The organism is Streptomyces sp. NPDC058637, from assembly GCF_042717325.1.
Lineage (GTDB): Bacteria > Actinomycetota > Actinomycetes > Streptomycetales > Streptomycetaceae > Streptomyces.
In genome coordinates, this window is record NZ_JBHXRD010000010.1 from 112,976 (window position 1) to 135,628 (window position 22,653).

At 72.7% G+C, this 22,653-nt stretch carries 20 protein-coding genes; 9 read left to right on the forward strand and 11 right to left on the reverse strand.

The window, feature by feature from the left end:
- Positions 1 to 237: 237 nt before the first annotated feature.
- The gene (locus ACFWVP_RS12675) at positions 238 to 453 is read right to left on the reverse strand and encodes a hypothetical protein (RefSeq protein WP_384496029.1); all 216 of its coding nucleotides are present in this window, start codon (positions 451 to 453) and stop codon (positions 238 to 240) included.
- Between the two features lie 361 nt (positions 454 to 814).
- Here ACFWVP_RS12675 and ACFWVP_RS12680 point away from each other — a divergent pair, with 361 nt between their 5' ends.
- The 5 genes from ACFWVP_RS12680 to ACFWVP_RS12700 all read left to right on the forward strand — a co-directional run bounded on the left by ACFWVP_RS12680 (position 815) and on the right by ACFWVP_RS12700 (position 6,314).
- Complete coding sequence (locus tag ACFWVP_RS12680) at positions 815 to 1,327, forward strand: MarR family winged helix-turn-helix transcriptional regulator (protein WP_384496031.1); 513 nt, start codon at positions 815 to 817, stop codon at positions 1,325 to 1,327.
- Positions 1,328 to 1,350: 23 nt separating this feature from the next.
- Positions 1,351 to 3,855, forward strand: a complete 2,505-nt coding sequence (locus tag ACFWVP_RS12685) for an MFS transporter (protein WP_384496032.1) — start codon at positions 1,351 to 1,353, stop codon at positions 3,853 to 3,855.
- Between the two features lie 182 nt (positions 3,856 to 4,037).
- Positions 4,038 to 4,853, forward strand: a complete 816-nt coding sequence (locus ACFWVP_RS12690; protein ID WP_384496034.1) for a YceI family protein — start codon at positions 4,038 to 4,040, stop codon at positions 4,851 to 4,853.
- Between the two features lie 43 nt (positions 4,854 to 4,896).
- Positions 4,897 to 5,364, forward strand: a complete 468-nt coding sequence (locus tag ACFWVP_RS12695) for a PPOX class F420-dependent oxidoreductase (RefSeq protein WP_384496036.1) — start codon at positions 4,897 to 4,899, stop codon at positions 5,362 to 5,364.
- Between the two features lie 8 nt (positions 5,365 to 5,372).
- Positions 5,373 to 6,314 carry an NAD(P)-dependent oxidoreductase gene (locus ACFWVP_RS12700; protein WP_384496038.1) on the forward strand — a complete coding sequence of 314 codons (942 nt, stop codon included), beginning with the start codon at positions 5,373 to 5,375 and terminating at the stop codon, positions 6,312 to 6,314.
- Between the two features lie 18 nt (positions 6,315 to 6,332).
- On the opposite strand, the gene ACFWVP_RS12705 is transcribed toward ACFWVP_RS12700, so the two are convergent.
- Positions 6,333 to 7,103 (reverse strand): TetR/AcrR family transcriptional regulator, encoded by a 771-nt coding sequence (locus tag ACFWVP_RS12705; protein ID WP_384496040.1) that lies wholly within the window; start codon positions 7,101 to 7,103, stop codon positions 6,333 to 6,335.
- Positions 7,104 to 7,210: 107 nt separating this feature from the next.
- Positions 7,211 to 8,758, reverse strand: coding sequence for an MFS transporter (locus ACFWVP_RS12710; RefSeq protein WP_384496042.1), 1,548 nt, complete (start codon positions 8,756 to 8,758; stop codon positions 7,211 to 7,213).
- 253 nt (positions 8,759 to 9,011) lie between these two features.
- Here ACFWVP_RS12710 and ACFWVP_RS12715 point away from each other — a divergent pair, with 253 nt between their 5' ends.
- Positions 9,012 to 9,878 (forward strand): endonuclease/exonuclease/phosphatase family protein, encoded by an 867-nt coding sequence (locus ACFWVP_RS12715; protein ID WP_384496043.1) that lies wholly within the window; start codon positions 9,012 to 9,014, stop codon positions 9,876 to 9,878.
- On the opposite strand, the gene ACFWVP_RS12720 is transcribed toward ACFWVP_RS12715, so the two are convergent.
- The 7 genes from ACFWVP_RS12720 to ACFWVP_RS12750 all read right to left on the reverse strand — a co-directional run bounded on the left by ACFWVP_RS12720 (position 9,857) and on the right by ACFWVP_RS12750 (position 19,037).
- A complete protein-coding gene (locus tag ACFWVP_RS12720) occupies positions 9,857 to 12,067 on the reverse strand; it encodes an ArnT family glycosyltransferase (protein WP_384496045.1) in 2,211 nt (736 codons plus the stop codon). The two genes, ACFWVP_RS12715 and ACFWVP_RS12720, sit on opposite strands and share 22 nt — an antisense overlap.
- Positions 12,064 to 13,368: a glycosyltransferase gene (locus ACFWVP_RS12725; RefSeq protein WP_384496047.1), complete on the reverse strand. Its 1,305-nt coding sequence runs from the start codon at positions 13,366 to 13,368 to the stop codon at positions 12,064 to 12,066. Before ACFWVP_RS12725 ends, ACFWVP_RS12720 begins: the two co-directional genes overlap by 4 nt.
- 26 nt (positions 13,369 to 13,394) lie before the next feature.
- The gene (locus tag ACFWVP_RS12730) at positions 13,395 to 15,152 is read right to left on the reverse strand and encodes an ATP-binding protein (protein ID WP_384496048.1); all 1,758 of its coding nucleotides are present in this window, start codon (positions 15,150 to 15,152) and stop codon (positions 13,395 to 13,397) included.
- 27 nt (positions 15,153 to 15,179) lie between these two features.
- Entirely contained in the window at positions 15,180 to 15,917 is a 738-nt protein-coding gene (locus ACFWVP_RS12735; RefSeq protein WP_384496049.1) for a response regulator transcription factor, read from the reverse strand.
- Between the two features lie 121 nt (positions 15,918 to 16,038).
- A complete protein-coding gene (locus ACFWVP_RS12740) occupies positions 16,039 to 16,920 on the reverse strand; it encodes an amidohydrolase family protein (protein ID WP_384496051.1) in 882 nt (293 codons plus the stop codon).
- 97 nt (positions 16,921 to 17,017) lie between these two features.
- Positions 17,018 to 17,947: a DUF2797 domain-containing protein gene (locus ACFWVP_RS12745; RefSeq protein WP_384496052.1), complete on the reverse strand. Its 930-nt coding sequence runs from the start codon at positions 17,945 to 17,947 to the stop codon at positions 17,018 to 17,020.
- Positions 17,948 to 18,014: 67 nt separating this feature from the next.
- A complete protein-coding gene (locus ACFWVP_RS12750) occupies positions 18,015 to 19,037 on the reverse strand; it encodes a helix-turn-helix transcriptional regulator (protein WP_384496054.1) in 1,023 nt (340 codons plus the stop codon).
- Between the two features lie 100 nt (positions 19,038 to 19,137).
- Here ACFWVP_RS12750 and ACFWVP_RS12755 point away from each other — a divergent pair, with 100 nt between their 5' ends.
- Both ACFWVP_RS12755 and ACFWVP_RS12760 read left to right on the forward strand, forming a co-directional pair.
- Positions 19,138 to 19,752: a DinB family protein gene (locus ACFWVP_RS12755; RefSeq protein WP_384496213.1), complete on the forward strand. Its 615-nt coding sequence runs from the start codon at positions 19,138 to 19,140 to the stop codon at positions 19,750 to 19,752.
- A 181-nt stretch (positions 19,753 to 19,933) separates the two neighbouring features.
- Positions 19,934 to 21,031: a winged helix DNA-binding domain-containing protein gene (locus tag ACFWVP_RS12760; protein ID WP_384496055.1), complete on the forward strand. Its 1,098-nt coding sequence runs from the start codon at positions 19,934 to 19,936 to the stop codon at positions 21,029 to 21,031.
- Between the two features lie 25 nt (positions 21,032 to 21,056).
- Here the strand turns inward: ACFWVP_RS12760 and ACFWVP_RS12765 are convergent, their stop codons facing one another.
- A complete protein-coding gene (locus ACFWVP_RS12765; RefSeq protein ID WP_384496057.1) occupies positions 21,057 to 21,404 on the reverse strand; it encodes a hypothetical protein in 348 nt (115 codons plus the stop codon).
- A gap of 274 nt (positions 21,405 to 21,678) precedes the next feature.
- Between ACFWVP_RS12765 and sigJ the strand changes: the two genes are divergently transcribed.
- Positions 21,679 to 22,623: an RNA polymerase sigma factor SigJ gene (gene sigJ, locus ACFWVP_RS12770; RefSeq protein ID WP_384496059.1), complete on the forward strand. Its 945-nt coding sequence runs from the start codon at positions 21,679 to 21,681 to the stop codon at positions 22,621 to 22,623.
- Positions 22,624 to 22,653: the final 30 nt, after the last annotated feature.

Consider the following 22,653-nt stretch of genomic DNA (forward strand, 5'->3'; position numbering starts at 1 on the left):
ACCCCACGGCGGCCGGTGCCCCGCGCGGACGGAGCGCAAGACCCCCCCCCCGGCCGCCTCGTGGCTGGCACCGCCCCTGGCCCCCACGCCGCCGTTCGCCCCGGGCACCCGGTGCGGAACGGCTGCGGAGGACGGTGTGCGCCGCGAGGGCGGACACCTGGCGGGTCCGGGGCCGCCGACGTGCGGGCCCGGGGCTTCACCGCCGTAGGAGTGGGCGTGACGGGGACGTGAGCTCGGTCAGCCGAGCGCGAGCCAGGCGACCGCGCCGAGGACGACGATGACCGCGACGACGGCCACGATCACCCCGGTCTTCGGTCCGGACGAGGTCGCGGCCGACTGCTGCCTGCGCTGCGGCTCGCCGTCGTCGACGAACGCGCGGAACATCTGCGTGCTGCCCGCCGGGTCGTGAGTGCCCTCGGGGCCCGGCTGAGGGGCGTGGGGGTTGTGTGCCATGGCCCGGACACTAGCGAACTCGGCGGAACGGCCCAACCCCCGGGTCCACGGCGGGCGATGCCCGGCCGAGTCGTCCACGGACTCCTCGCCCGCCGGCGGAAGCGCTCCGCGCCGTCTCCACGGGCACGCCCCGCGCGCCGTCGTCCCCCTCGCGGACCCGCGCCCGCGCGCCCCCGCCCTGTGCCCGGGAACACATCCGGCGCGGGTCACCCCCTGTGCGCTGTGCGCTTGACCGGAAGCCGACGGAGGCTTTTGGTTTCCTTTACTTCTGCAAGCCCCGTTTCGTTTGCCTGTAGCAACCAACGGCTTCTATCGTTGCCCTAAGCAACAAGATGACCCGGAGAACGATCCTGGAGGGCCGGTGGCCGCACGGAGCCAGTACGAGGAACTGGCCCGGCAGCTCAGCGCCGTCGGCGCCGTCAAGAGGGGCCTCGCCCGCCTCCTGCCCGCCGCGTGCCCCGGGGGTTCGGCCACGGTGCTGACGCTGCTCGCCAGGTACGGCGAGATGCGGATCACCCGGCTCGCCGAGCTCTTGGCCGTGGACATGTCGGTGACCAGCCGCCATGTGGCACACGCGGTGGAGAACGGCTGGATAGAGCGGTCCCCCGACCCGGCGGACAAGCGGTCCCGCATCCTGCGGCTGACCCCCGCGGGCGAGGAACTGCTCGACGAACTGACCCGGCGGACCACCGAGATGTTCGCCCACAACCTCATCGACTGGTCCGACGCAGAAGTCGGACAGCTCAACACGCTGTTGTCCCGGCTGCGCGACAGCTTCTCCTGCCGCGGCCCCGGTGGATGCGCCCCCGGGAAGCACAGCGGCGACTGCCGCACCGGGCAGTCCGATCACTCGCACACCCGTACACCCGAGTAACAGAAGCAAAGACAAGGAACTCCATGGCTACGACCACACCGACCGGTGTGCGGGGCGGCCACGCCAAGCACGGGGCGTCCGGCGTCCCCGACGGCACGCCGATGACACACCGGCAGATCATGGAAGCGCTGACCGGGCTGCTGCTCGGCATGTTCGTCGCGATCCTCTCGTCGACGGTCGTCTCCAACGCCCTGCCGGAGATCATTTCCGACCTCGGCGGCGGGCAGAGCGCCTACACCTGGGTCGTCACGGCCTCACTGCTGGCCATGACCGCCACCACGCCCCTGTGGGGCAAGCTCTCGGACCTGTTCAGCAAGAAGCTGCTGGTCCAGATAGCCCTGATCATCTACGTGCTCGGCTCGGTCGTGGCCGGTCTGTCGACCAGCAGCGGCATGCTCATCGTCTGCCGTGTCGTGCAGGGCGTCGGAGTCGGCGGTCTCTCCGCCCTCGCCCAGATCGTGATGGCCGCGATGATCTCCCCGCGCGAGCGCGGGCGCTACAGCGGCTACCTCGGCGCGGTCTTCGCCGTCGCCACCGTGGGCGGCCCGCTCCTCGGCGGTGTCATCACCGACACCAGCTGGATGGGCTGGCGCTGGTGCTTCTACGTGGGTGTGCCGTTCGCGGTCATCGCCCTGGTCGTGCTCCAGAAGACCCTGAAGCTCCCGGTCGTCAAGCGCCAGGTCAAGGTCGACTGGTCGGGCGCGTTCTTCATCAGCGCCGCCGTCTCGCTGCTGCTGCTCTGGGTGACCTTCGCGGGTGACAAGTACGACTGGGTCTCGTGGCAGACGTACACGATGCTCGGCGGCACCGTCGCCCTCATCGCGCTCTTCCTGTTCATCGAGTCCAAGGCCAGTGAGCCGATCATCCCGCTGCGCCTGTTCCGCAACCGCACCATCACGCTGGCGTCGGTGGCCTCGCTGTTCGTCGGTATCGGAATGTTCGCGGGCACCGTCTTCTTCAGCCAGTACTTCCAGCTGGCACGGGACAAGTCGCCGACGATGTCGGGCGTCATGACGATCCCGATGATCGTCGGGCTGTTCCTGTCCTCGACCGTGTCGGGCCAGGTCATCACCAAGACGGGTCGCTGGAAGGCCTGGCTGGTCGCCGGTGGCTTCCTGCTCACCGCGGGTCTGGGGATGCTGGGCACCATCCGGTACGACACCGAGTACTGGCACATCGCGATCTTCATGTTCGTGATGGGTCTCGGCATCGGCATGATGATGCAGAACCTGGTCCTCGCCACGCAGAACCAGGTCGCTCCCGCCGACCTCGGCGCGGCCAGCTCCGTCGTGACGTTCTTCCGTTCGCTCGGTGGCGCCATCGGTGTCTCGGCACTGGGCGCCGTCATGGCCAACCGCGTCACGCACTACGTCAAGGACGGCCTCGCCGACCTCGGCCCCGAGGGCGCCGCGTTCGGCCACGGCGGTACCGGCGGCGGAGGCATCCCCGACCTGGACGAGCTGCCCGCCCCGTTCCGCACGGTCGTGGAGGTCGCCTACGGCCACGGTGTCGCGGACGTCTTTCTCTACGCCGCACCGGCCGCGCTCCTCGCCTTCATCGTGACGATCTTCATCAAGGAGGTCGCCCTGAAGACGAACGCGGCCAACGACAAGGTCACCGCCGAGGCACCCGCCACGGAGAACACCGAGGCAGCCGCGTCCGCCGCGCCCGCCGCGCCCGTCGCCGAGGGAACGGCCGGGGTCACCTCGGTCGACGCCCCGGAGCCGGCCGGCACCCCCGGCACCGCGGTCGCGACCGTGCAGGGGACACCCGTACGCGGTGTGGTGCGCGGAGCCGAGGGCGCACCCGTCGCCCGGGCCGCCGTCACACTGATCTCGCTGGGCGGCCGGCAGCTCGGACGCTCCGTCGCCCGGGCCGACGGCGGCTACGTCCTGGACGCGCCGGGCTCCGGCTCGTACGTCCTGATCGCCTCCGCGGACGGTTTCCAGCCGCAGGCGTCCACCGTGGTCGTCGGCGAGGAGCCGCTGGCGTACGACATCCTGCTCGCCGGTACGAGCGGTCTCGCGGGGACCGTGCGGACCGCCGGGGAGGGCGGCCCGGTCGAGGGCGCGATGGTCGTGGTGACCGATGTGCGCGGCGACGTGCTCGCCACCGGCGCCACCGGGGCCGCGGGCGACTTCACCTTCGGTGAGCTCATCCCGGGCACGGTGACCGTCGCGGTGACGGCCGGCGGCTACCGTCCGCTGGCCCTGCCCGTGGAGATCGGCGGCCAGGGTGTCACCCGGGTCGACGCGGCGCTGGAGTCCGGCGCGCTGGTCAAGGGCGTCGTCCGGGCCGGCTCCGGCCGGCTCCCGCTGTCCGACGCCCGCGTCACGCTGATCGACGCGGCCGGCAACGTGGTCGCCACCTCGACGACCGGGGAGGACGGCGTGTACGCCTTCGCCGACCTGGACGCCGGCGAGTACTCGGTCGTCGCGACCGGCTACCCGCCGGTGGCCGGTTCGCTGACCGTGACGGGCGCCGGGATCGACGGCCACGACATCGAGCTCGCCCACCCGGGCGCATAGCCACACGGAAGATCCACAAAGACCCCTGGCGGAACAGCGCTTCGAGCGGAGAGGCTGTGCCCGCCGGCGGAAATGGGCCCCGTGGCGGGAACGGCAGGCAGGGGACGGCCTGCCGTTCCCGCCCGGGGCCCGACTCATCGAGTCACTGCGCCACTGAGTGATGGAGCAAGGAGAAACACGGGATGGGACTTCGCGCACACGTACGCACGCGGGACGGCTGGGCGGTCCAGCACGCGATCGTGACCGTGACCGACATGACGGGCACCCAGGTGCTCCGGGCCGCCGCCGACGAGAGCGGGGCCGTCCGTACCGACGGTCTGCTTCCGGCCGGCGCCTACACGGTGATCGTCACCGCAGTCGGGTACGCCCCCTCCGCCTCCACCGCGCTCGTCACGGCGAGCGGCCGGGTCGAGGCCGGCACCGTGGTGCTGGCCCGGCAGGGCGGCGTGGAACTGCCGCCTCCGGGCACCTGGTCGCTGGACCCGGTGCACTCCTCGGTGGCCGCGGTCGCGCAGCACCTGGGGATCTCCAGCGTGCACGGCCGGTTCACCGAGTTCGGCGGCCGGATCGAGATCGCGCAGGACGTCCAGCGCTCCCGGGTGGAAGCCTTCATCACCCCGGCCAGCATCGACACCGGCAACGGCATGCGGGACAAGCACCTGCGCTCGGCCGACTTCCTGGACGTCGACCGCTTCCCGGAGATCACCTACCGCTCCCGTGCGATGACCCCCGCCGGGCCCGACCGCTGGACCGTGCACGGCGTGCTGATGATGCACGGCGTCTCCCGCGACGTCGAACTGGACCTCAGCTACCTGGGCACCGGCCCCGACCCGTGGGGCGGGGTGCGGGCCGCCTTCCACGCCACCACGGAGCTGCACCGCGACGACTTCGCCATGCACTACAACCAGGTGGTGCAGGCGGGCATCGCGGCGATCGGTACGACGCTGCGCGTGGAGCTCGACATCCAGGCCGTGCAGGGGGACCACGTCGGGGCGTAGCTCGACCACCCCCCGGGTGGCGGCCGGCCTTAGGGTTGGCCGCATGGCACACATCGCGACCAACACCACGGTGGAGCTCGGGGAGCTGCTGGACTTCGTGCGGCCCCGGCACCGGGCGATCCTGCTGACCACCCGTTCCGACGGCCGCCCCCAGGGTTCCCCGCTCACCTGCGGCGTCGACGACGCGGGACGGATCGTCGTCTCGACCTACCCCGAACGGGCCAAGACCCGCAACGCCAAGCGGGACGAGCGGGTGAGCGTGATCGTCCTGTCGGACGACTGGAACGGCCCGTGGGTCCAGATCGACGGTGCGGCCGAGGTCCTCGACGCGCCGGACTCGGTCGAGCCGCTCGTCGAGTACTTCCGGAACATCTCCGGCGAGCACCCGGACTGGGACGAGTACCGGGAGGCGATGGTCAAGCAGGGCAAGTCCATCATCCGGATCACCCCGGAGCGCTGGGGCCCGATCGCCACCGGCGGCTTCCCCGCCCGCACGGCCGCCGACGGCTGACCGTCCCCATGGTGCCCCACGAGGAGCTCGCGCGCGCCCGGCTGCTGGCCGGTCCCGGGGTCGGCGGGCCCGTGGCCCGCGCCCTGGAGCGGATCACCGGACGCCCGGTGGAACACCCGTACGACAGCGAGCCGGACGGCCCCTTCCTCTACGTCGGGGACACGCTGCCCGGCGCGCTGCGGAGCCCCCGGCTGCTGTGGTTCCACAGCGTCAACGCCGGTACGGACGCACTGCTCGCCGCCGGACCGTGGCCGCGGGGAGCTCTCCTGACCCGGACCGTGGGCCGGATGGGTGAGCGGATCGCCCAGTACGTGCTGGCCTGGGTCCTCGCCGAGTGCCAGTCCGTCCCGGAGCACACCGCCCAGCACGCCCGAGCGCGGTGGCACCGCGTCCCGTCCACGCTCGCCGCGGGGCAGACCGTCGTCGTCCACGGCACCGGCCGTGTCGGCTCCGCCGTCGCCGCCCTCCTGCGGGCCTGCTCCCTGCACACGGTGGGTGTCTGCCGCACCCCGCGTGGCGTGCCACCGGGCTTCGACCGGGTGGTCCCGGCCGGCGGTGACGAGGAGCGGGCCGCACTGGCCGACGCCCGGTGGGTGGTGTCGACCCTTCCGCTGACCGGCGCCACGGCAGGGTTCTTCGACGACGCCCGGTTCACCGCGATGCGGGGCGCCTCCTTCGTCAACGTCGGCCGGGGCGCCTGCGTGGACATGGCGGCGCTGGAGGCGGCCCTGCGCTCCGGGACCGTACGGCGGGCCGTCCTCGACGTGCTGCCTCAGGAGCCCCCGGCGGCGGACGACCGTGCCTGGCGGCTGCCGCACACGGTGATCACGTCCCACTCCGCGGGCATCACCGCCGACGAGGACGTCGTGACGGACTTCGAGGCCTGCTGGCACGCGGTCGCCGAGGGGCGGGTGCCCGCACTGGCCGTGGACACCGGGCGCGGCTACTGACGGGGCCGCGCACTCGCACTACGGCCGGTCGGCCACCCGTGCGCGCATCGCTTCGATTCCGGCGATCAGGAGGTCCAGCGCGAACGTGAAGTCCCGCTCGCGCATCTCCTCGACGGTCCCCCCGCCGCGCGCCTCCATGAGGGCGTCGGAGGTGCTCACGATCTGCTGGTGGTCCGGATGGGAGCGGATCGCGCCCATCGCCTGCTGGTAGTACGCGTCCTGGCTCAGCCCTGCCTCCGCCGAGCGCTGAACGAAGTGCCCCTCGATGGTGCCGAATCCGTAGACGAACTGGAATACGGCCGAGATCGCGCCCGTCCGGTGCTCCAGGGGCAGCCCGGTGGCCCGTACGACGTCCTGGACGGCGTACGAGAACAGCATGGAGTGCGGGCCGATGTTCAGGAAGCGGCCGGCGAGGGCGGAGGCCCAGGGGTGCCGGACCAGCATCTGCCGGTAGCTGGTGGACAGTTCGCGGATGCGGTCGCGCCAGTCGGCGTCCTCCCGCGAGGGCGGGATCTCCGCGAAAGCTGTGTCCAGGGCCAGTTCCAGCAGGTCGTCCTTGGTGTCGACGTACCAGTAGAGGGACATCGCCGTGACGTCGAGCTCGGCCGCGAGCCGGCGCATGGAGAACTTCGCGGGCCCCTCGGCGTCCAGCAGCCGTACCGTGGCCGCGGTGATCCTGTCCCGGTCGAGCGCCGGCTGGTCCGCCTTGCGGGTACGCGAGGGGGTACGCCGGTCCAGCCACACGCTGACCCGCGCATCGTTCCTCACACGGTCGGCCGCGGACCCCATGGCGCACTCTCCTCGTCGTGCCGACGGTACGGACGCGTCCGGCGGCCCGTTCCCACGAGGGCCGTACGGAGTGGATGACACCACCGCGTACGGCACCCCGTCCGATGCTATGCCCGCCGCTCGGGCCGGGTCTGCCCGACGGCCTGCCGAGCGGCCCCGGCCGCGTCGGCGCGCTCCGCCCTCCGCAGCAGTGCGGCGGCGAGCAGACCGCCCGCCAGGACGGCCACCGCACCCACCAGTTGGCTGGCCTCCAGCCCGGAGGCGAAGGCGTCCGTGACGCGCTGCCGTTCCCCCGCGCCGTCGGCCGCGGCGAGCGCGGCGGGCAGCGAGGCGGCCCCGACGGCGGCCGGCACGAGCGCGGCGAACCGCGAGTTGAGCACGGCTCCCAGCACGGCGACCCCGAGCCCGTTGCCGAATTCGGCGAGCGTGCCGTTGACCCCGGCACCGACGCCCGCCTTCTCCGGCGGGATGGCGCTTATGATGGCGTTGGCCATGGCGGGCATGGCGAGCGCGATACCGGCACCCATGACGACCAGGCCGAGCAGCATGCCGCCGTATCCCTGGCGGCCGAGCAGCGCGATGGCCCCGAGCCCGGCGGCCAGCAGGCTCATCCCGGTGGCGATGGTGGCGGGTGTGCCCATCTTCGGGACGAGACGGGCGCCGAGGCCCGTGAGGTTGAGGGCGACCACGGTGAGCGCGAGCGGGGCCGTGCGCAGACCGGCCTCCAGCGGCCCGTACCCGAGCACGAACTGCAGGTGCTGGGTGAGCAGGAAGAACGAGCCGCTCATCCCGAAGGCGACCAGGATCGCCCCCGCGACCGCGCCGACGAACTTCTGGTCCCGGAAGAAGTGCATGTCCAGCATCGGGTACGGGATGTGGAGCTCCCACAGGACGAATCCGGTGAGGACGGCGACCCCGGTGAAGGCGGTCAGCAGGACCTGGCCGGAGCTCCAGCCGTGCTCCGGGCCGGAGATGATCGCGAACACGACGGCGGCCATACCGATGGTGGAGAGCAGCGCGCCGAGCAGGTCGGGGCGGTCGCCCCGGGGGTTCCTGGACTCGGGGACGAGCCGGACGACTGCGATCACACCGACGACCGCCACGGGGATGTTGATCAGGAAGATCGCGCCCCACCAGAAGTGATCGAGCATGACGCCCCCGACGAGCGGACCGACGGCGAAGCCGAGTGAGTTGACGGTCGACCAGATGCCGATCGCCTTGACGCGCTCGGTCTCGTCGAAGATCTGCACCACGACGGCGAGCGTGGTGGTGATCAGCAGCGCGCCGCCGATCCCCATGCCCGCGCGGGCGGCGATCAACTGCCCGGAGGACTCGGCGAGTCCCGCCATCAGCGAGCCGATCCCGAACAGCACGAGACCGGCGACCAGCAGCTTCTTGCGGCCGTAGCGGTCGGCGGCGCTGCCCGCGGTGAGCAGCAGACCGGACTGCACGAGCGAGTAGGCGTTGATCATCCACTGCACGTCGGCGGTGGAGGCGTTCAGCTCGGTGGTGAGGGAGGGGATCGCGACGTTCAGGACGGTGTTGTCGAGCAGCACGGTGAGCTGGGCGAGGCAGATGACACCGAGGATCAGCCAGCGCTGCGGATGAGCGCCCCGGGGGGCGAGGTCGTTCTGCTCGGCGGCGGTCGCCGTCATGTGGGCTCCTGTATCCGGTGCACTCGACGGTGGCGGGGACTTCGTCACGTTGCGGGGAGGACGTGCGTCATGTGGCGAGGAGGGCGGTCACGTGACGGGAAGGGCGGTCACGTGGCGGGGAGGTTCGTCGTACACCGTATGGCAACTCTTGTACGCCGTACAACTTGTTTGCGCGGGGGGCCGGTGGGGCAGCCCTGTGGACGCCGCCCGCCGGGCGCGCAGCGGTCGCCGGGCAGCGGATGGGTGGAGTGGCATGTCACTGCGTCGTCGTACGGTGGGTGTTCTGATCGCCGCGGGTCTGGCGGTGACGGCCCTCGCGCCGCCCGCGTCGGCTGACGGCCGGGGGCGGCCGGTGCCGCTCCGCGTCGTGACGTACAACATCCATGCCGGGACGGGCGCCGACGGGGTCTTCGACCTGGACCGCCAGGTGGCGGATCTGCGCGCGCTGGACGCCGATGTGATCGGCCTTCAGGAGGTGGACGTCCACTGGGGTGCGCGCAGCGAGTGGCGCGATCTCGCGGGTGAGCTGGCCGAACGGCTGGGGATGCGGGTGTCGTTCGCGCCGGTGTACAGCCTGGACCCGGTGGTGGCGGGCGAGCCCCGGCGCGAGTTCGGGGTGGCGGTCCTGTCCCGGTTCACGGTCGTGAGCGCGGAGAACCACGAGATCACCCGGCTCTCGACCCAGGATCCCGACCCGGTGCCCGCGCCCGCGCCGGGCTTCGCCGAGGTGGTGCTGCGGGTGCGGGGGCTGCCCGTGCACGTGTACGTGACGCATCTGGACTTCCGGCCGGATCCGGCCGTGCGGGTCGCCCAGGTCGCCGACACCCTGCGGATCATGGGCGAGGACCGGGGCCGGAAGATCCTGCTGGGCGACCTCAACGCGGAACCGGGAGCTCCTGAGCTGGCCCCGCTGTGGGAGGAACTGACGGACGCCGACCCGGGGGCGCCGACCTTCCCCGCCCTGGATCCGGTGAAACGGATCGACTTCGTGGCGGTGTCGAAGGCCGGCGCGGGAGCCGTGCGGGTACGCGACGTGGCGGTGGCCGGGACACTCGCCTCGGACCACCGCCCTGTTGTCGCCGATCTCGAACTACGGCGTCAGCTCCCGCTCGTCGGCTGAGTGAGGTCGTAGAAGGTCGCGCTGCCCGCCGTGACCGCCTTGAAGTTCTCCTCCACCCACGTCGAGATCTGGGACGAGGTGCCCTCGCCGCCCGTACCGCCACCGCCGCCCGAACCGTTCGACACGAAGTAGTGGATCTTCCCGTCCTCCACGTACTCCTTGAACCGGGCGAGCGTCGGGGACGGATCGCTGCCGTTGAAGCCGCCGATCGCCATCACCGGGTCACCGGTGGCGAGCTGGTAGCTCGCGGCGTTCTGCGCGCCGATGGCCGCCGCGGTCCAGGTGTAGTCGTCGGCGTCCTGGACCAGGAGCTTCTCGGCCTCGGCGTCGACGGTCGCGCCGTTGAGCAGGCCGCCCATGCCGCCGCCCCCGCCGCCCATGCCGCCTTCGCCCGCGGTGCCGCCGGGCATACCGCCCTGCTGTCCCCCGGGGGCCTGGCCCGCCTGGCCCTGGCCCTGACCGGGCCGGCCACCGCCCTGGGCGTTGCCCGGGGCCTGGCCGCCCTGCTGCGTGCCCTGACCGGGAGGTGTGCCCCCGCCGGGTCCGCCACCGGTACCGCCGCCCGGGCCACCGCCCCCACCGGGGCCGCCGCCCATGCTCGCGCCGGACGGTCCGGCGGTGACGATCGATCCCTGGTGTCCGGTGTTCAGCGTGCTGATCGTGTACGCCGTCGGCCCGGCCAGCGACGCGGCGAGCCCCACGGACACCGCGGCGAGGGCGAGCAGGCGTCCCAGCCGTGTGGCGAGCAGCAGCCCCGCCGCGCCGAGGAGCCCGCCGATCAGGACGGCCCAGCGCAGCCACGGGAGGTGGTCCGGGGTGCGCCCCAGCAGGACGTACGCCCAGACGGCCGTCACCGCGACGGTCACGCCGAGTGCGGCACCCGCCCACCACTTGGACCGCTCCTCCCACAGGGACGTTGCCCCCATGCCGATCAGCGCCGCGATGTAGGGCGCCAGGGCCACGGTGTAGTACTGGTGGAAGATCCCGGCCATGAAGCTGAAGACGAAGGCCGTCATCAGCAGCGAGCCGCCCCAGGCGAGGAACGCCGCGCGTGCCGTGTCGGTCCGCTTCGCGCGCCGGGTCAGCCAGACGCCGGCGGCCAGCAGGAGCAGTGCGGCGGGCAGCAGCCAGGAGATCTGGCCGCCGATCTCGGAGTTGAACATCCGGCCGATGCCGGTCTCGCCCCAGCCGCCGCCCTGGCCGCCACCGCCACCGACGCTGCCGGTCTCCTCGCCGTTGATCCGGCCGAGTCCGTTGTAGCCGAAGGTGAGTTCAAGGAAGGAGTTGTTCTGCGAGCCGCCGATGTAGGGGCGGGAGGAGGCGGGCCACAGCTCGACGAGCGCCACCCACCAGCCACCGGCGGCGATCATCGCGAGGGCGGACAGGCCGAGCTGGCCGAACCGCTTGCGTACGGGCACGGGTGCGAACACCGTGTACAGCACGGCCAGCGGCGGCAGGATCAGGAACGCCTGGAGGGTCTTCGACAGGAACGCGAGTCCCACCGCGACGCCCGCCCACACCAGCCACTTCGTCCGGCCGGCCTCCATGGCACGCAGCACGCAGCAGACGGTGACGGTCATCAGCAGGGCGAGCAGCGCGTCCGGGTTGTTGAACCGGAACATCAGCGCGGCCACGGGCGTCAGCGCGAACACCGCCATGGTGATCAGCCCCGCGGCGGCGCTGAAGCGCCGGCGTACGGCGGCGTACAGGACCCCGGCCGTGGCGACACCCATCAGCACCTGCGGGGCGAGGATCGCCCAGGAGTTCAGGCCGAGGATCCGGACCGACAGGGCCATCGGCCAGAGGGTGGCGGGGGGCTTGTCGACGGTGATGGCGTTCGCGGAGTCCAGCGAGCCGAAGAAGAAGGCCTTCCAGCTCTGGCTGCCGGCCTGCACGGCCGCGGAGTAGAAGGAGTTGGCGTAACCGGACGAGCTGAGGTTCCAGAAGTACGCGAGCGCGATCACCAGGAGCATGCCGAGGAAGGCGGGGCGTGCCCAGCGCGGGTCCTCGGGCCTGCCCTGCCGGATACGGCGGGCGAGCGACGTCCGGGGGCGGCCGTGTCCCGGCCCTTCGGGGCCCTGTCCTCCGGGGCCCGGATCCCCGGCGGCACCTGCCGGGGGCGCCGACCGCGTCGGCGGGCCGGGGATGCCGGGCGGGGCCGGGAGGTGGTCGGGGTGCGTGGCGGTCATCGGACGTTCCCCAGTTCGTGTGCGGAACCCTTGCGGGCGTCCTGGTGGTCCGCGCGCCGGTCCGGGAAGACCCAGGCGCGGAAGAGCAGAAACCGCAGCACCGTTGCCGCGAGGTTGGCCGCGACCAGCACGGCGAGCTCCGTGCCGTGCGAGGGCGACCCGGAGGCCGCGCCGAGCGCGGCGAGCGAGCCGCTGGTGAGCGCCAGCCCGATGGCGAACACGACGAGCCCCTGCGCCTGGTGGCGAACGGCGCCGCCCCTGCCGCGTACGCCGAAGGTGAGCCTCCGGTTCGCGGCCGTGTTGGCGACGGCGGACACCAGGAGGGCGGCGCCGTTGGCGATCTGCGGTCCGGCACCCAGCCGGAAGAGGGAGTAGAGGGCGAGGTAGACGAGTGTGGAGAGCGCGCCCACCACGCAGAAGCCGACGAGCTGCCGGGCGAGTCCGCGCGGCACCCCGGGCACGGCACGGTCCCGGGGGTCGTCCCCGAAGGGCCGGGCCAGCCGGTCCAACGACAGGGCCCCGGTGGCCAGCGCCCTGCCCACCCGCCACACGCCCTTCAGGTCCTCGGTCGCCGTCTTCACGATGTGCACGGTGGAGTCCGGGTCGTCGACCCAGTCGACCGGCACCTCGTGGATGCGCAGCCCCGCCCGCTCGGCGAGCACCAGCATCTCGGTGTCGAAGAACCAGCCGGTGTCCTCGACCATCGGCAGCAACCGCTGCGCGACCTCGCGCCGTATCGCCTTGAACCCGCACTGGGCGTCGCTGAAGCGGGCGGCCAGCGAGGAGCGCAGGATGAGGTTGTAGGCCCGCGAGATGAACTCCCGTTTCGAACCGCGCACCACTCGCGAACTGCGGGCGAGCCGCGAGCCGATGGCCAGGTCGGAGTGACCGGAGATCAGCGGGGCGACCAGCGGCAGGAGGGCGTTGAGGTCGGTGGACAGGTCCACGTCCATGTAGGCGAGGACCGGGGAGTCGGAGTGTGACCAGACGGTGCGCAGCGCACGCCCCCGGCCCTTCTCCTCCAGCCGGTACGACCGCACTTCCGGGATCAGGGCCGCGAGCCGCGCCGCCACCCGGGGTGTGCGGTCGGTGCTCGCGTTGTCCGCGACCGTGATGCGGAAGCGGTACGGGAAGGTGCGCGCCAGATGGTCGTGCAGGCGCAGCACACAGGTTTCGAGGTCCTTCTCCTCGTTGTAGACGGGGACCACCACGTCGAGTACGGGAGCACCGGCCGCGTCGACCGCTGCGGCCAGGAGGTGTTCCCGGGCCGGCAAGGTGCTCCAAGGGGTGTCGGTTCGCATGACGACGACACTCGCCAACCGCGCTGTCACACCCGTGTGCTGAGCCTGTGGTCCGACTGTGAGTGCCCGTGGAGGGCTGCCCCGGGTGTCCGGGCGGGGTGGCCCGTGGGGGTGCCGGAAGTACCCATGGGGTCAGAGGTGCTTATAGGGCCGGTGAGGCCGTACGCGGGGGTGCCGTTCGGGCCGTGCGGGGTGCCTGGCAGGCCGTGTGCGGGGGCGCCCGTGGTAGCGCCGGGCCGACCGCCCTCGTACACCGAGTCCGCCGGGAGATGGACCGCGAACACCGTGTTCCCCGGCACCGAGCGCACCTCCGCCAGCCCGCCGTGCGCGGCGACGACGGCCTGCACGATGGCGAGGCCCAGGCCCGTCGAGCCGGCGTGCCGGGAGCGTGAGGCGTCCCCGCGCGCGAACCGTTCGAAGACGTGCGGCAGCAGCTCGGCCGGGATCCCGGGCCCGTTGTCGTGGACCTCCAGGGTCACCCAGGGCAGGTCCCGGCGCGCCTCCCGCACCCGGACCGTGACGGTGGTCCCGGGCGGGGTGTGCGTACGTGCGTTGGCCAGCAGGTTGACCAGCACCTGCTGGATCCTCGTCGGATCCGCCCGCACGGTCGCCGGCGCCTCGGGCAGCTCCAGCCGCCAGTGGTGGGCGGGCCCGGTCGCCGCCGCGGACGGCGTACTCCCCGCGACCCGTGCGTCGCTCACCGCGTCGATGACGAGGGGTGAGAGATCGGTGCTCTCGTAAGAGAGCGGCCGTCCGGCGTCGAGCCGGGCCAGGAGCAGGAGGTCCTCGACCATGCCCGTCATCCGCTCGGCCTCGGACTCGATCCGCCCCAGGGCGTGCCGGGTGTCGGGGCCGGTTTCCTCCCGGCCGCGCCGGGTCAGTTCGGCGTACCCGCGGATCGAGGCGAGCGGGGTGCGCAGCTCATGGCTCGCGTCCGCGACGAACTGCCGTACGCGCATCTCGCTCTTCTGGCGCGCGTCCAGGGCCGAACCGACGTGTCCAAGCATCCGGTTGAGCGCGGCGCCGACCTGGCCGACCTCGGTACGCGGATCGGCCTCGGCGTCCGGAACCCGTTCGAACAGGGAGACCTCACCGCTGTGCAGCGGGAGTTCGGAGACCCGGGTCGCGGCGGCGGCAACCCGGCGCAGGGGGCGCAGGGCGACACCGACCATCGTCGCGCCCGCGATCCCGGCGGCGATGAGACCGGCCCCGGTGACACAGACCTCGACGAGGATCAGGGCGGTCAGGGCGCCACTCACCTCGCCGGTGGGCATGCCGACGACGACGGTCGAACCGTCCTCCTTGGCAACGGCCTTCACGTGGTAGCCGCCGAGCCCGGGCAGCTCGACGTCGTGCACCGAGCCGTCCGCGGGCACGGCGGCCGCCTCAAGGGCCTTCCCCTGCGCGGCGGTCAGCGGTCCCACCTTCTGCTGGGAGTCGAGCGAGCTGTCCCTCACCGCGATCCGCGACTCGGTGACGGAGCCGTCCACGGAGACGGCGCCGAATGTCTCGAGGGGCTGGCCGCCCATACCGACGAAGTCGAGCGGATCCTTGTTCTGCGGCCCGCCCGGGGCGGGCGCCCCGCCGGTGGGCGGACGGTCGCCGGCCCGGACCGCGATCTCGTTCAGCTGGGCGTCCAGCTTTCCGTACATGTAGCTCTGGAAGGCGATGGCGGTGACCGAACCGATCACGGCGGCGACGACGGCGATCAGCGTCACCGCGTGCACGACGAGCCGGGTCCGCAGCGTCCACGGCCGCCGGGTCCTCTTCCGCTTCCTGCTCACAGACGTACTCCCGGGTCGGTCGCCGGGCTACTCACCGGGCTTGATCAGGTATCCCGCCCCGCGCCGGGTGTGGATCATCGGGGTACGCCCCGCGTCGATCTTCTTGCGCAGGTAGGAGATGTACAGCTCGACGACGTTCGCCTGGCCGCCGAAGTCGTAGTTCCACACCCGGTCCAGGATCTGGGCCTTGCTGAGCACCCGACGCGGGTTACGCATCAGGAAGCGCAGCAGCTCGAACTCCGTCGCCGTGAGGTGGATCGAGTCGTCGCCCCGGTTCACCTCGTGGCTGTCCTCGTCCAGCACCAGGTCACCGACGACGAGCGTCGACTCGCTGCGCACCGAGGCCGTGCCCGAGCGGCGGATCAGTCCGCGCAGCCGCGCCACGACCTCCTCCAGACTGAACGGCTTGGTGACGTAGTCGTCGCCGCCCGCCGTGAGCCCGGCGATCCGGTCCTCCACCGAGTCCCGCGCCGTCAGGAACAGCACCGGTACGTCGGAGAGTTCCCGCCGGAGCCGGCCGAGCACGGCGAGCCCGTCCGTGTCGGGCAGCATCACGTCGAGGACCACCGCGTCGGGGCGGAAGTCACGGGCCGTGCGGACCGCGCCGGCACCGTCGCCCGCGCTGCGCACGTCCCACCCCTCGTACCGCAGGGCCATGGACAGCAGCTCGGCAAGCGGAGCCTCGTCGTCCACCACCAGCACACGGACGGGGCTGCGGTCCGGCCTGAGGAGTTCGGTACGCCCCTGGGGCGAGGTCGTCGTCATGGCACCCAGCCTGTGAGACCGCCGTGAGAGAGGCCTTTCCCCTACCTGTGAATTTCCTGAGAAACACGGGAGAGCGCCACGATCGACAGCAACGGCACCGGCCCGCCCGGATGCCGCGGGATCACCGGAACAGCGCGCTCGCGTTGTCGTGGCAGACGGCCCGCAGCCAGGCGTCGCCCAGCCCCAGCCGCTCCAGCGCGTGCAACTGGTGGGCGTACGGGTACGGGATGTTCGGGAAGTCCGTGCCGAGCAGTATCCGGTCCCCCAGATCCGCGAGCCGGCCGCGCTCCGCCGCCGGGAACGGCGAGAAGTCCTCGGTGAAGTCCGTGAACGCCATCGTCGTGTCGAGCCGCACCTCGGGGTAGCGCGCGGCCAGCGCCAGGAACTCCGCGTACTCCGGCATTCCCATGTGTGCCACCACCAGCCGCAGCCGCGGATGGCGGGTGAGCAGCCGGCCTACCGGCTCCGGCCCGGTGTGCGCCCCCGGTGCGGGCCCGGACCCGCAGTGCGTCACCACCGGGACGCCTGCCTCCGCCAGCAGCCCCCAGACCGGTTCCAGGAGGGGATCGTTCGGATCGTAGGCACCGACCTGGAGGTGCGACTTGAAGACCCGGGCCCCCGATTCGACCGCCTCGCGCACATAGTCCTCCACGCCCTCCTCCGGGAAGAAGGTCGCCGTGTGCAGGCAGTCCGGGACACGGGACGCGAAGTCGGCCGCCCAGCCGTTCAGCCAGGCCGCCATCCCGGCCTTGTGCGGGTAGAGCATCGAGGTGAACCGGAGCACGCCGAAGGAGCGCACCAGGGCGAGGCGTTCGTCCTCGTCGTGCCGGTAGGTGATCGGCCACTCCAGGCCGGTCAGCGGGCCGACGGCGTCGAAGTAGGCCCACACCTTGCGGAGCACCCGCTCCGGCATGAAGTGCGTATGGACGTCGATGATCCCGGGCAGTCCGAGCCGCCGCCAGAACCGCACGACCTCGTCGCGGTCACCGTCGCCGTCACTCACACGCCCCACCCGCCCCACCCGCCTCACCCGCCTCACCCGCCTCACCCGTCTCGTACATTCCCAGGGCCACCGCTGCCCCGGGGTCCCGAGGACGATCTCAGAAGAGCCCGTCCTGTACCCCGGCGACCACCGCGGCGGCGACCACCGGCACGCTCGGTGCGGCCCGCGCGTCGGCGGCCACCAGGTCCCAGCCCGTCATCAGCCGCGTGTCCAGCACGACCACACCGTCCGCCGCGGTCTCCAGGTGCAGGTCGGGCCCGGCCGCCGCCACCAGCCGCCCGCCCACCGCACCGCCGTCCGCCAGTCCCGTCACCACACGCCCCGCGATCCCGCCCGGGGCCACTCCCGGCCCGTCGAGCCCGAACGTCCCCGCGTGCCCGTCGAGCCCGAACGTCCCCGCGTGGTCGACGGCCTCGAACGGCAGCCGCTCCAGCGTCTCCGGCCACCCGGCCCCCTCCAGCGCCACGGCCCGCCGGTACAGCGCCTCGACCTCCGCGGCCCGTTCGGCAACCCCCGGCAGCTCGCCCCGCAGGGTGCGCTTGCGTGCGTACGGGATCCGGTCGGGCACCCCGAGCGCCGACCGCAGCACCTCCTCCGTACGCCGGGCGGCCATCAGCGGACCGCGCCCCAGCCAGGTGAACACCACGGCCCCCTGCTCCCGCAGCCGCGCCGCGTCCCGGGACTCCCGGGTGATCCCGACCTTGACCGTCCCCGGCCCGAACCAGGCCAGATACACCCGGTACGGCCGGGGGTCGTCGGCGATCGTGTCGGCGGCCACCGAGTGGGCCCGGTCCAGCCGCGCGCACTCCGGGCAGCGCGCCCCCGTGCTCCGTACCGGCACCACGGCCGCGACGGGACACGGATTGCCCCGCGCCCCCGTACAGTGCCGCTCGCCCACCGCCCGGAACCCGAGCTCCTGCCCGTACGTCAGGGCACTCACCCGCCCCGGCCCGGTCCCGTCGCTCCGCCGCCACCCCAGCACGGGCCCGTCATGGGGCCAGCTCAGCCCGGTGCACCGCCAGCCCATACCTACGCCCCACTCCCGCTCTTCGTCGGCTTCATTGTCGTCGACCGGCCGGGGCGGGCGTGGCGGGTCAGCGGGCCGGCGGGTCAGCGGGCGGGAGCGGCGCGGGTGCGTCGGCCGCGGCGGCGAAGCGGCGGGCCAGGTGCGCGAAGGCGTCCTTGAGCTCGGCCGGCCCGACGACCTCGATGTCCGCGTCGAACCTGCCGATGGCGGCGGCCAGGCCGGGCCAGGACCACGAGCTCAGCACGAGGCGGCAGCGGTCCGGGCCGATCTCCTCGACGACCGCCTCGCCGGAGTAGCGGGACACCTCGGCAGCGGGCAGGCCGAGGATCACCTCGCCGCGGCAGGGCCAGTCGCCCGAGCCGTCGGAGCCCCTGAACCTGCCGACGACGAAGGCGGCCACATCGCCTCCGGGCAGCTCGCGCGGGGTGAAGCGGGGCCCCGTCGGGATGCGCGGCGTGATCCGGTCCACGCGGAAGGTGCGCCAGTCCTCACGGTCCAGGTCCCAGGAGACGAGGTACCAGCGCCCGCCCCAGGTGACGAGGTGATGGGGCTCGACCCTGCGCGGCGGGACCGCCGTGGCCTCGGCCGATTCCGGCGTGGAGACGGCCGGGTAGTCGAAGCGCAGCACCTCACGCGCGTGCACGGCGGCGCTGAGCGTCGTGAGCACGCCGCTGTCGGCCTGGGGGTTTGACCGGACCGCCGGCCGCTCGACGGCGGTGACCCGCAGGGTGTCGATCCGGCGGCGCAGCCGTGCGGGCATGACCTGCCGGACGGTGTGCAGGGCGCGCGCCGCGGCTTCCTCGATGCCGGCGCCGGTGGTGGTGGCGATCTGCAGCGCGACGGCGAGGGCGACGGCCTGCTCGTCGTCGAAGAGCAGCGGGGGCAGTTCCGCGCCGGCGTCGAGCCGGTACCCGCCGTCGGGGCCCTTCGCGGCCACGACGGGGTACCCCAGCTCGCGCAGCCGGTCGACATCACGGCGCACGGTACGGGGGCTGACGTCCAGCCGATCGGCCAGGAGCGCCCCGGGCCAGTCCCGGCGTGCCTGGAGCAACGAGAGCAGGGACAACAGCCGCGCCGAGGTCTTCAGCATGACCCCATGATGCAGGGAGAAGCGGACACGACCTGGCCGCTTCCCTTGGGACTGTTGACGCGTGCCAGACACCAGGAACGAACGGAAGAGCCCGATCACCATGACCGCCACGCCCACGCCCACGCCCACGCCCACGCCCACGCCCACGCCCACGCTCCCCTCGACCCACGACGCCGAGCGCGCCGACCTGCTCGACAGCCTCGCGACCGCACGACGCGCCCTGACCGGCACGACGACCGGGCTCGACGACGAGCAGGCCGGTGCGCGTCCGACAGCCGGCGCGCTGTGCCTGGGCGGGCTGATCAAGCACGTCGCGTCCATGGAGGAGGAGCAGATGCGTTTCGCGGCCGAGGGCCCGTCGGCCTTGCGCTACGACCTGCCGGAGGGTGTCACCTGGGACGACCTCGCGGCCGGCACCGCCCGCGAGTTCCCGCAGTGGGCGATCGACCACGGGAACGACTTCCGGATGCTGCCCGGTGAGACGCTGGCCGGAGTCATCGCGCGATACGAGGAAGTCGCCGCCCGGAGCGAGGAGATCATCGCCTCCCTGCCCGACCTGTCGGCGACGCACCGGCTGCCGGAGGCTCCCTGGAACGAACCGGGAGCGGTGCGCAGCGTACGCCGGGTGCTGACGCACCTCATCGCCGAGACCGCCCAGCACGCCGGGCACGCGGACCTCCTGCGTGAGACGCTCGACGGCCGGAAGTCGAGCTGAACAGCCCCTCGCGCGCATCGGATTCGCCGGCCGGCGGGCCCCCCAGCACCTGCGGAACGCTCCACGGAACAGAAGGGAACGACGTCACCATGACGACGCACGAGCCGAGGCCCACCGGGCTTCGGCCCGGCCCCGGCCCCGGCCCCGGCACCGGCACCGGCCGAGACGAGCGGGGCGCGGCATGAGTCGGGCGACCGTTCTCGGCACCCGGGCGCTCAACCGGGCGACGCTCGCCCGGCAGTTGCTGCTCGACCGGGCCGACGTACCGGTCCTCGACGCCGTCGCGCACCTCGGCGGTCTGCAGGCGCAGGAACCGCAGGAACCGTATCTCGGACTCTGGTCGCGGCTGCGCGCGTTCGACCCGGCGGCCCTGTCCGACCTGCTGGTCCGGCGGAGCGTGGTGCGGACCCATCTCATGCGCCGCACCGTCCATCTGGTCACCGCGGAGGACGTACTGGCCTGGCGTGCCCGCCACGAAACCATGCTGCGCCAGCGGGTGACCGGGACCTACCGCCGCGAGCTCGAAGGGGTGGACCTCGCCGAACTGGCCGCGGCGGGGCGGGCGGTCATGGCCGACGGCGAGCCACGCACCATGTCCGAGCTCGCCAGGGCGGTCGCGGAACGCTGGCCGGATCCCGGGCCGCGGCCACTCGGGGAGATGCTGGTCGCCGCCCTCGTCCCGATGGTGCAGATGCCGCCGCGCGGGCTCTGGCGGACGAAGGCGGGCGTACGCAACGTCACGCTCGCCTCCTGGCTGGGACGTGAGATCGACCCCCCGTCCACGGACGGCTCCGATCCCGTGGGCCAGGCGCTGGTACGGCGTTACCTGGCCGCGTTCGGCCCCGCCGCCACCGCCGACCTGCGCGCCTGGTGCGGGGTCGCCGGACTCCCGGCCGCGGTGAAGGCGGTACGGGGAGAGCTGGTCGCCTTCCGCGACGAACGCGGCCGGGAACTGCTGGACCTCCCCGACGCACCGCGCCCGGACCCCGGCACCCCCGCGCCGGTACGGTTCCTTCCGGCTTTCGACAACGTGATCCTCGGCTACGACGACCGCACCCGGGTCATCGACGACGCACACCGCGGCCTGTCCGTCACCGGTGCTCGATTCGTCCTGGTCGACGGCCGTGTCGCCGCGACCTGGACCGTCGAGGACGACACCGTGACCGTCACCCCCCTGGACCGCCTCTCCCGGGCCGACCACGCCTCCGTGGCCGAGGAGGGGAAGGCGGTGGCCTCGTTCCTCTCCGACCACGAGAGCCACCGGGTACGGATCCTCTGAGGCGACGACGCTTCACGCCTGGGCCCTACGCCGTCGCTGCCCGGCCACCCACGCCGTACGCCCGCTCGATCTCGCCCACGTACGGCTCCAGGCCGAAGCGGACCTCCTCGACCACCCCGTGGTCGAGGCCCGGGTAGGCCGGCTCGCTCCGGACGACGGTGGAGCCCCGCAGCCGCACACGTACGTGGGCCTGCGCGGAACCGGAATCGGGCCGCCCCCGCGACGCCACGAGCACGCGGCGGGAGGCATCTCCGGGGTACAGCGGTCCGCCGGGCCGGAGGGGCTCGTCCGGACGCGGCCCCACGGCTCCGCTGTCGGTGCGCCCGATCACGTCGAGGCCGTCGTCGAAGAGGTCGTGTGCACGCCGGTGCACACAGGTGCACGCCGGTGCACACAGGTGGTCCGGGGCACGTGCCGATGAGCAACGTGCTTGTCCGGCCACGGCTTCGACGAGGGCACGGCCCGCCCCGGACCACGCCGGGGACCTACGCGACATCAACTCTTCGAGGCATCATCAGCCGATGGCAGGAGGCGGCCCGCCCGGCCACCACGGTCCGCCCCGGTCGGTTCCACGACGTCGGACAGCACCGCTCACATGGCCCGGGGACCACCACCCCAGGGCCGCCGCGCGGGCTAGGATCCGGGCCATGGCTCTGACCATGAACGACATGGACCGGTTCCAGGCCTTCATGCCACGGCTGGAGGCCATCGCCTACCGCCTCCTCGGCTCCGCGAGCGACGCCGAGGACGCCGTACAGGACACGTTCCTGCGCTGGCAGGCCGCCGACGTCGACCGCATCGAGGTCCCCGAGGCCTGGTTGACGAAGGTACTCACCAACCTGTGCCTGAACCAGCTCACCTCGGCCCGCGCCCGGCGCGAGACCTACGTGGGCCAGTGGCTGCCGGAGCCGCTGCTCGCCGGGGACCCGATGCTCGGCCCGGCCGACACCGTCGAGCAGCGCGAATCCGTGTCGTACGCGGTCCTCACCCTCATGGAGCGCCTCTCTCCCAACGAGCGGGTGGTGTACGTGCTGCGGGAGGCCTTCGACTACCCGCACCGGAGGATCGCCGAGATCCTCGACATCACCGAGACCGCGAGCCAGCAGCTCTTCCACCGCGCCAAGAAGCACGTCACGGACGGCAAGGTCCGCACCGAGATCGACGAGGCCGCCGCCCGGCGGATCGTCGAGGAGTTCCTCACGGCCGCCACCAGTGGCCGGACCGAGCCGCTCGTCCGGCTGCTCACCGACGACGCCCGAGCGGTCGGCGACGGCGGCGGAAAGGTCCCGGCCCGCACCAAGGCGTTCGAGGGGGCCGTCGCGGTCGCGACGTTCATGCGAGGACTGTTCAAACCCGGCAAGGCCAAGCGCGCCATCGTCGGTGGCTCCGTCGAGATGTACGCCACCACCGCCAACGGCGTCCCCGCCGCCGTGGCGGTCGTCGACGGCCGGGTCATCGGCGTCATGTGCCTGGAGGTCACCGTCGACGGCATCGCCGCACTCCGCAGCCAGGCCAACCCCGACAAGCTCCAACGCGCGACCCGGCAATGGGCCGCCACCGACCACGGAGAGCCCCTGCTCCACGCCTTCTGAGCACGGTGTGAGCCGCTTCACATCACCCTC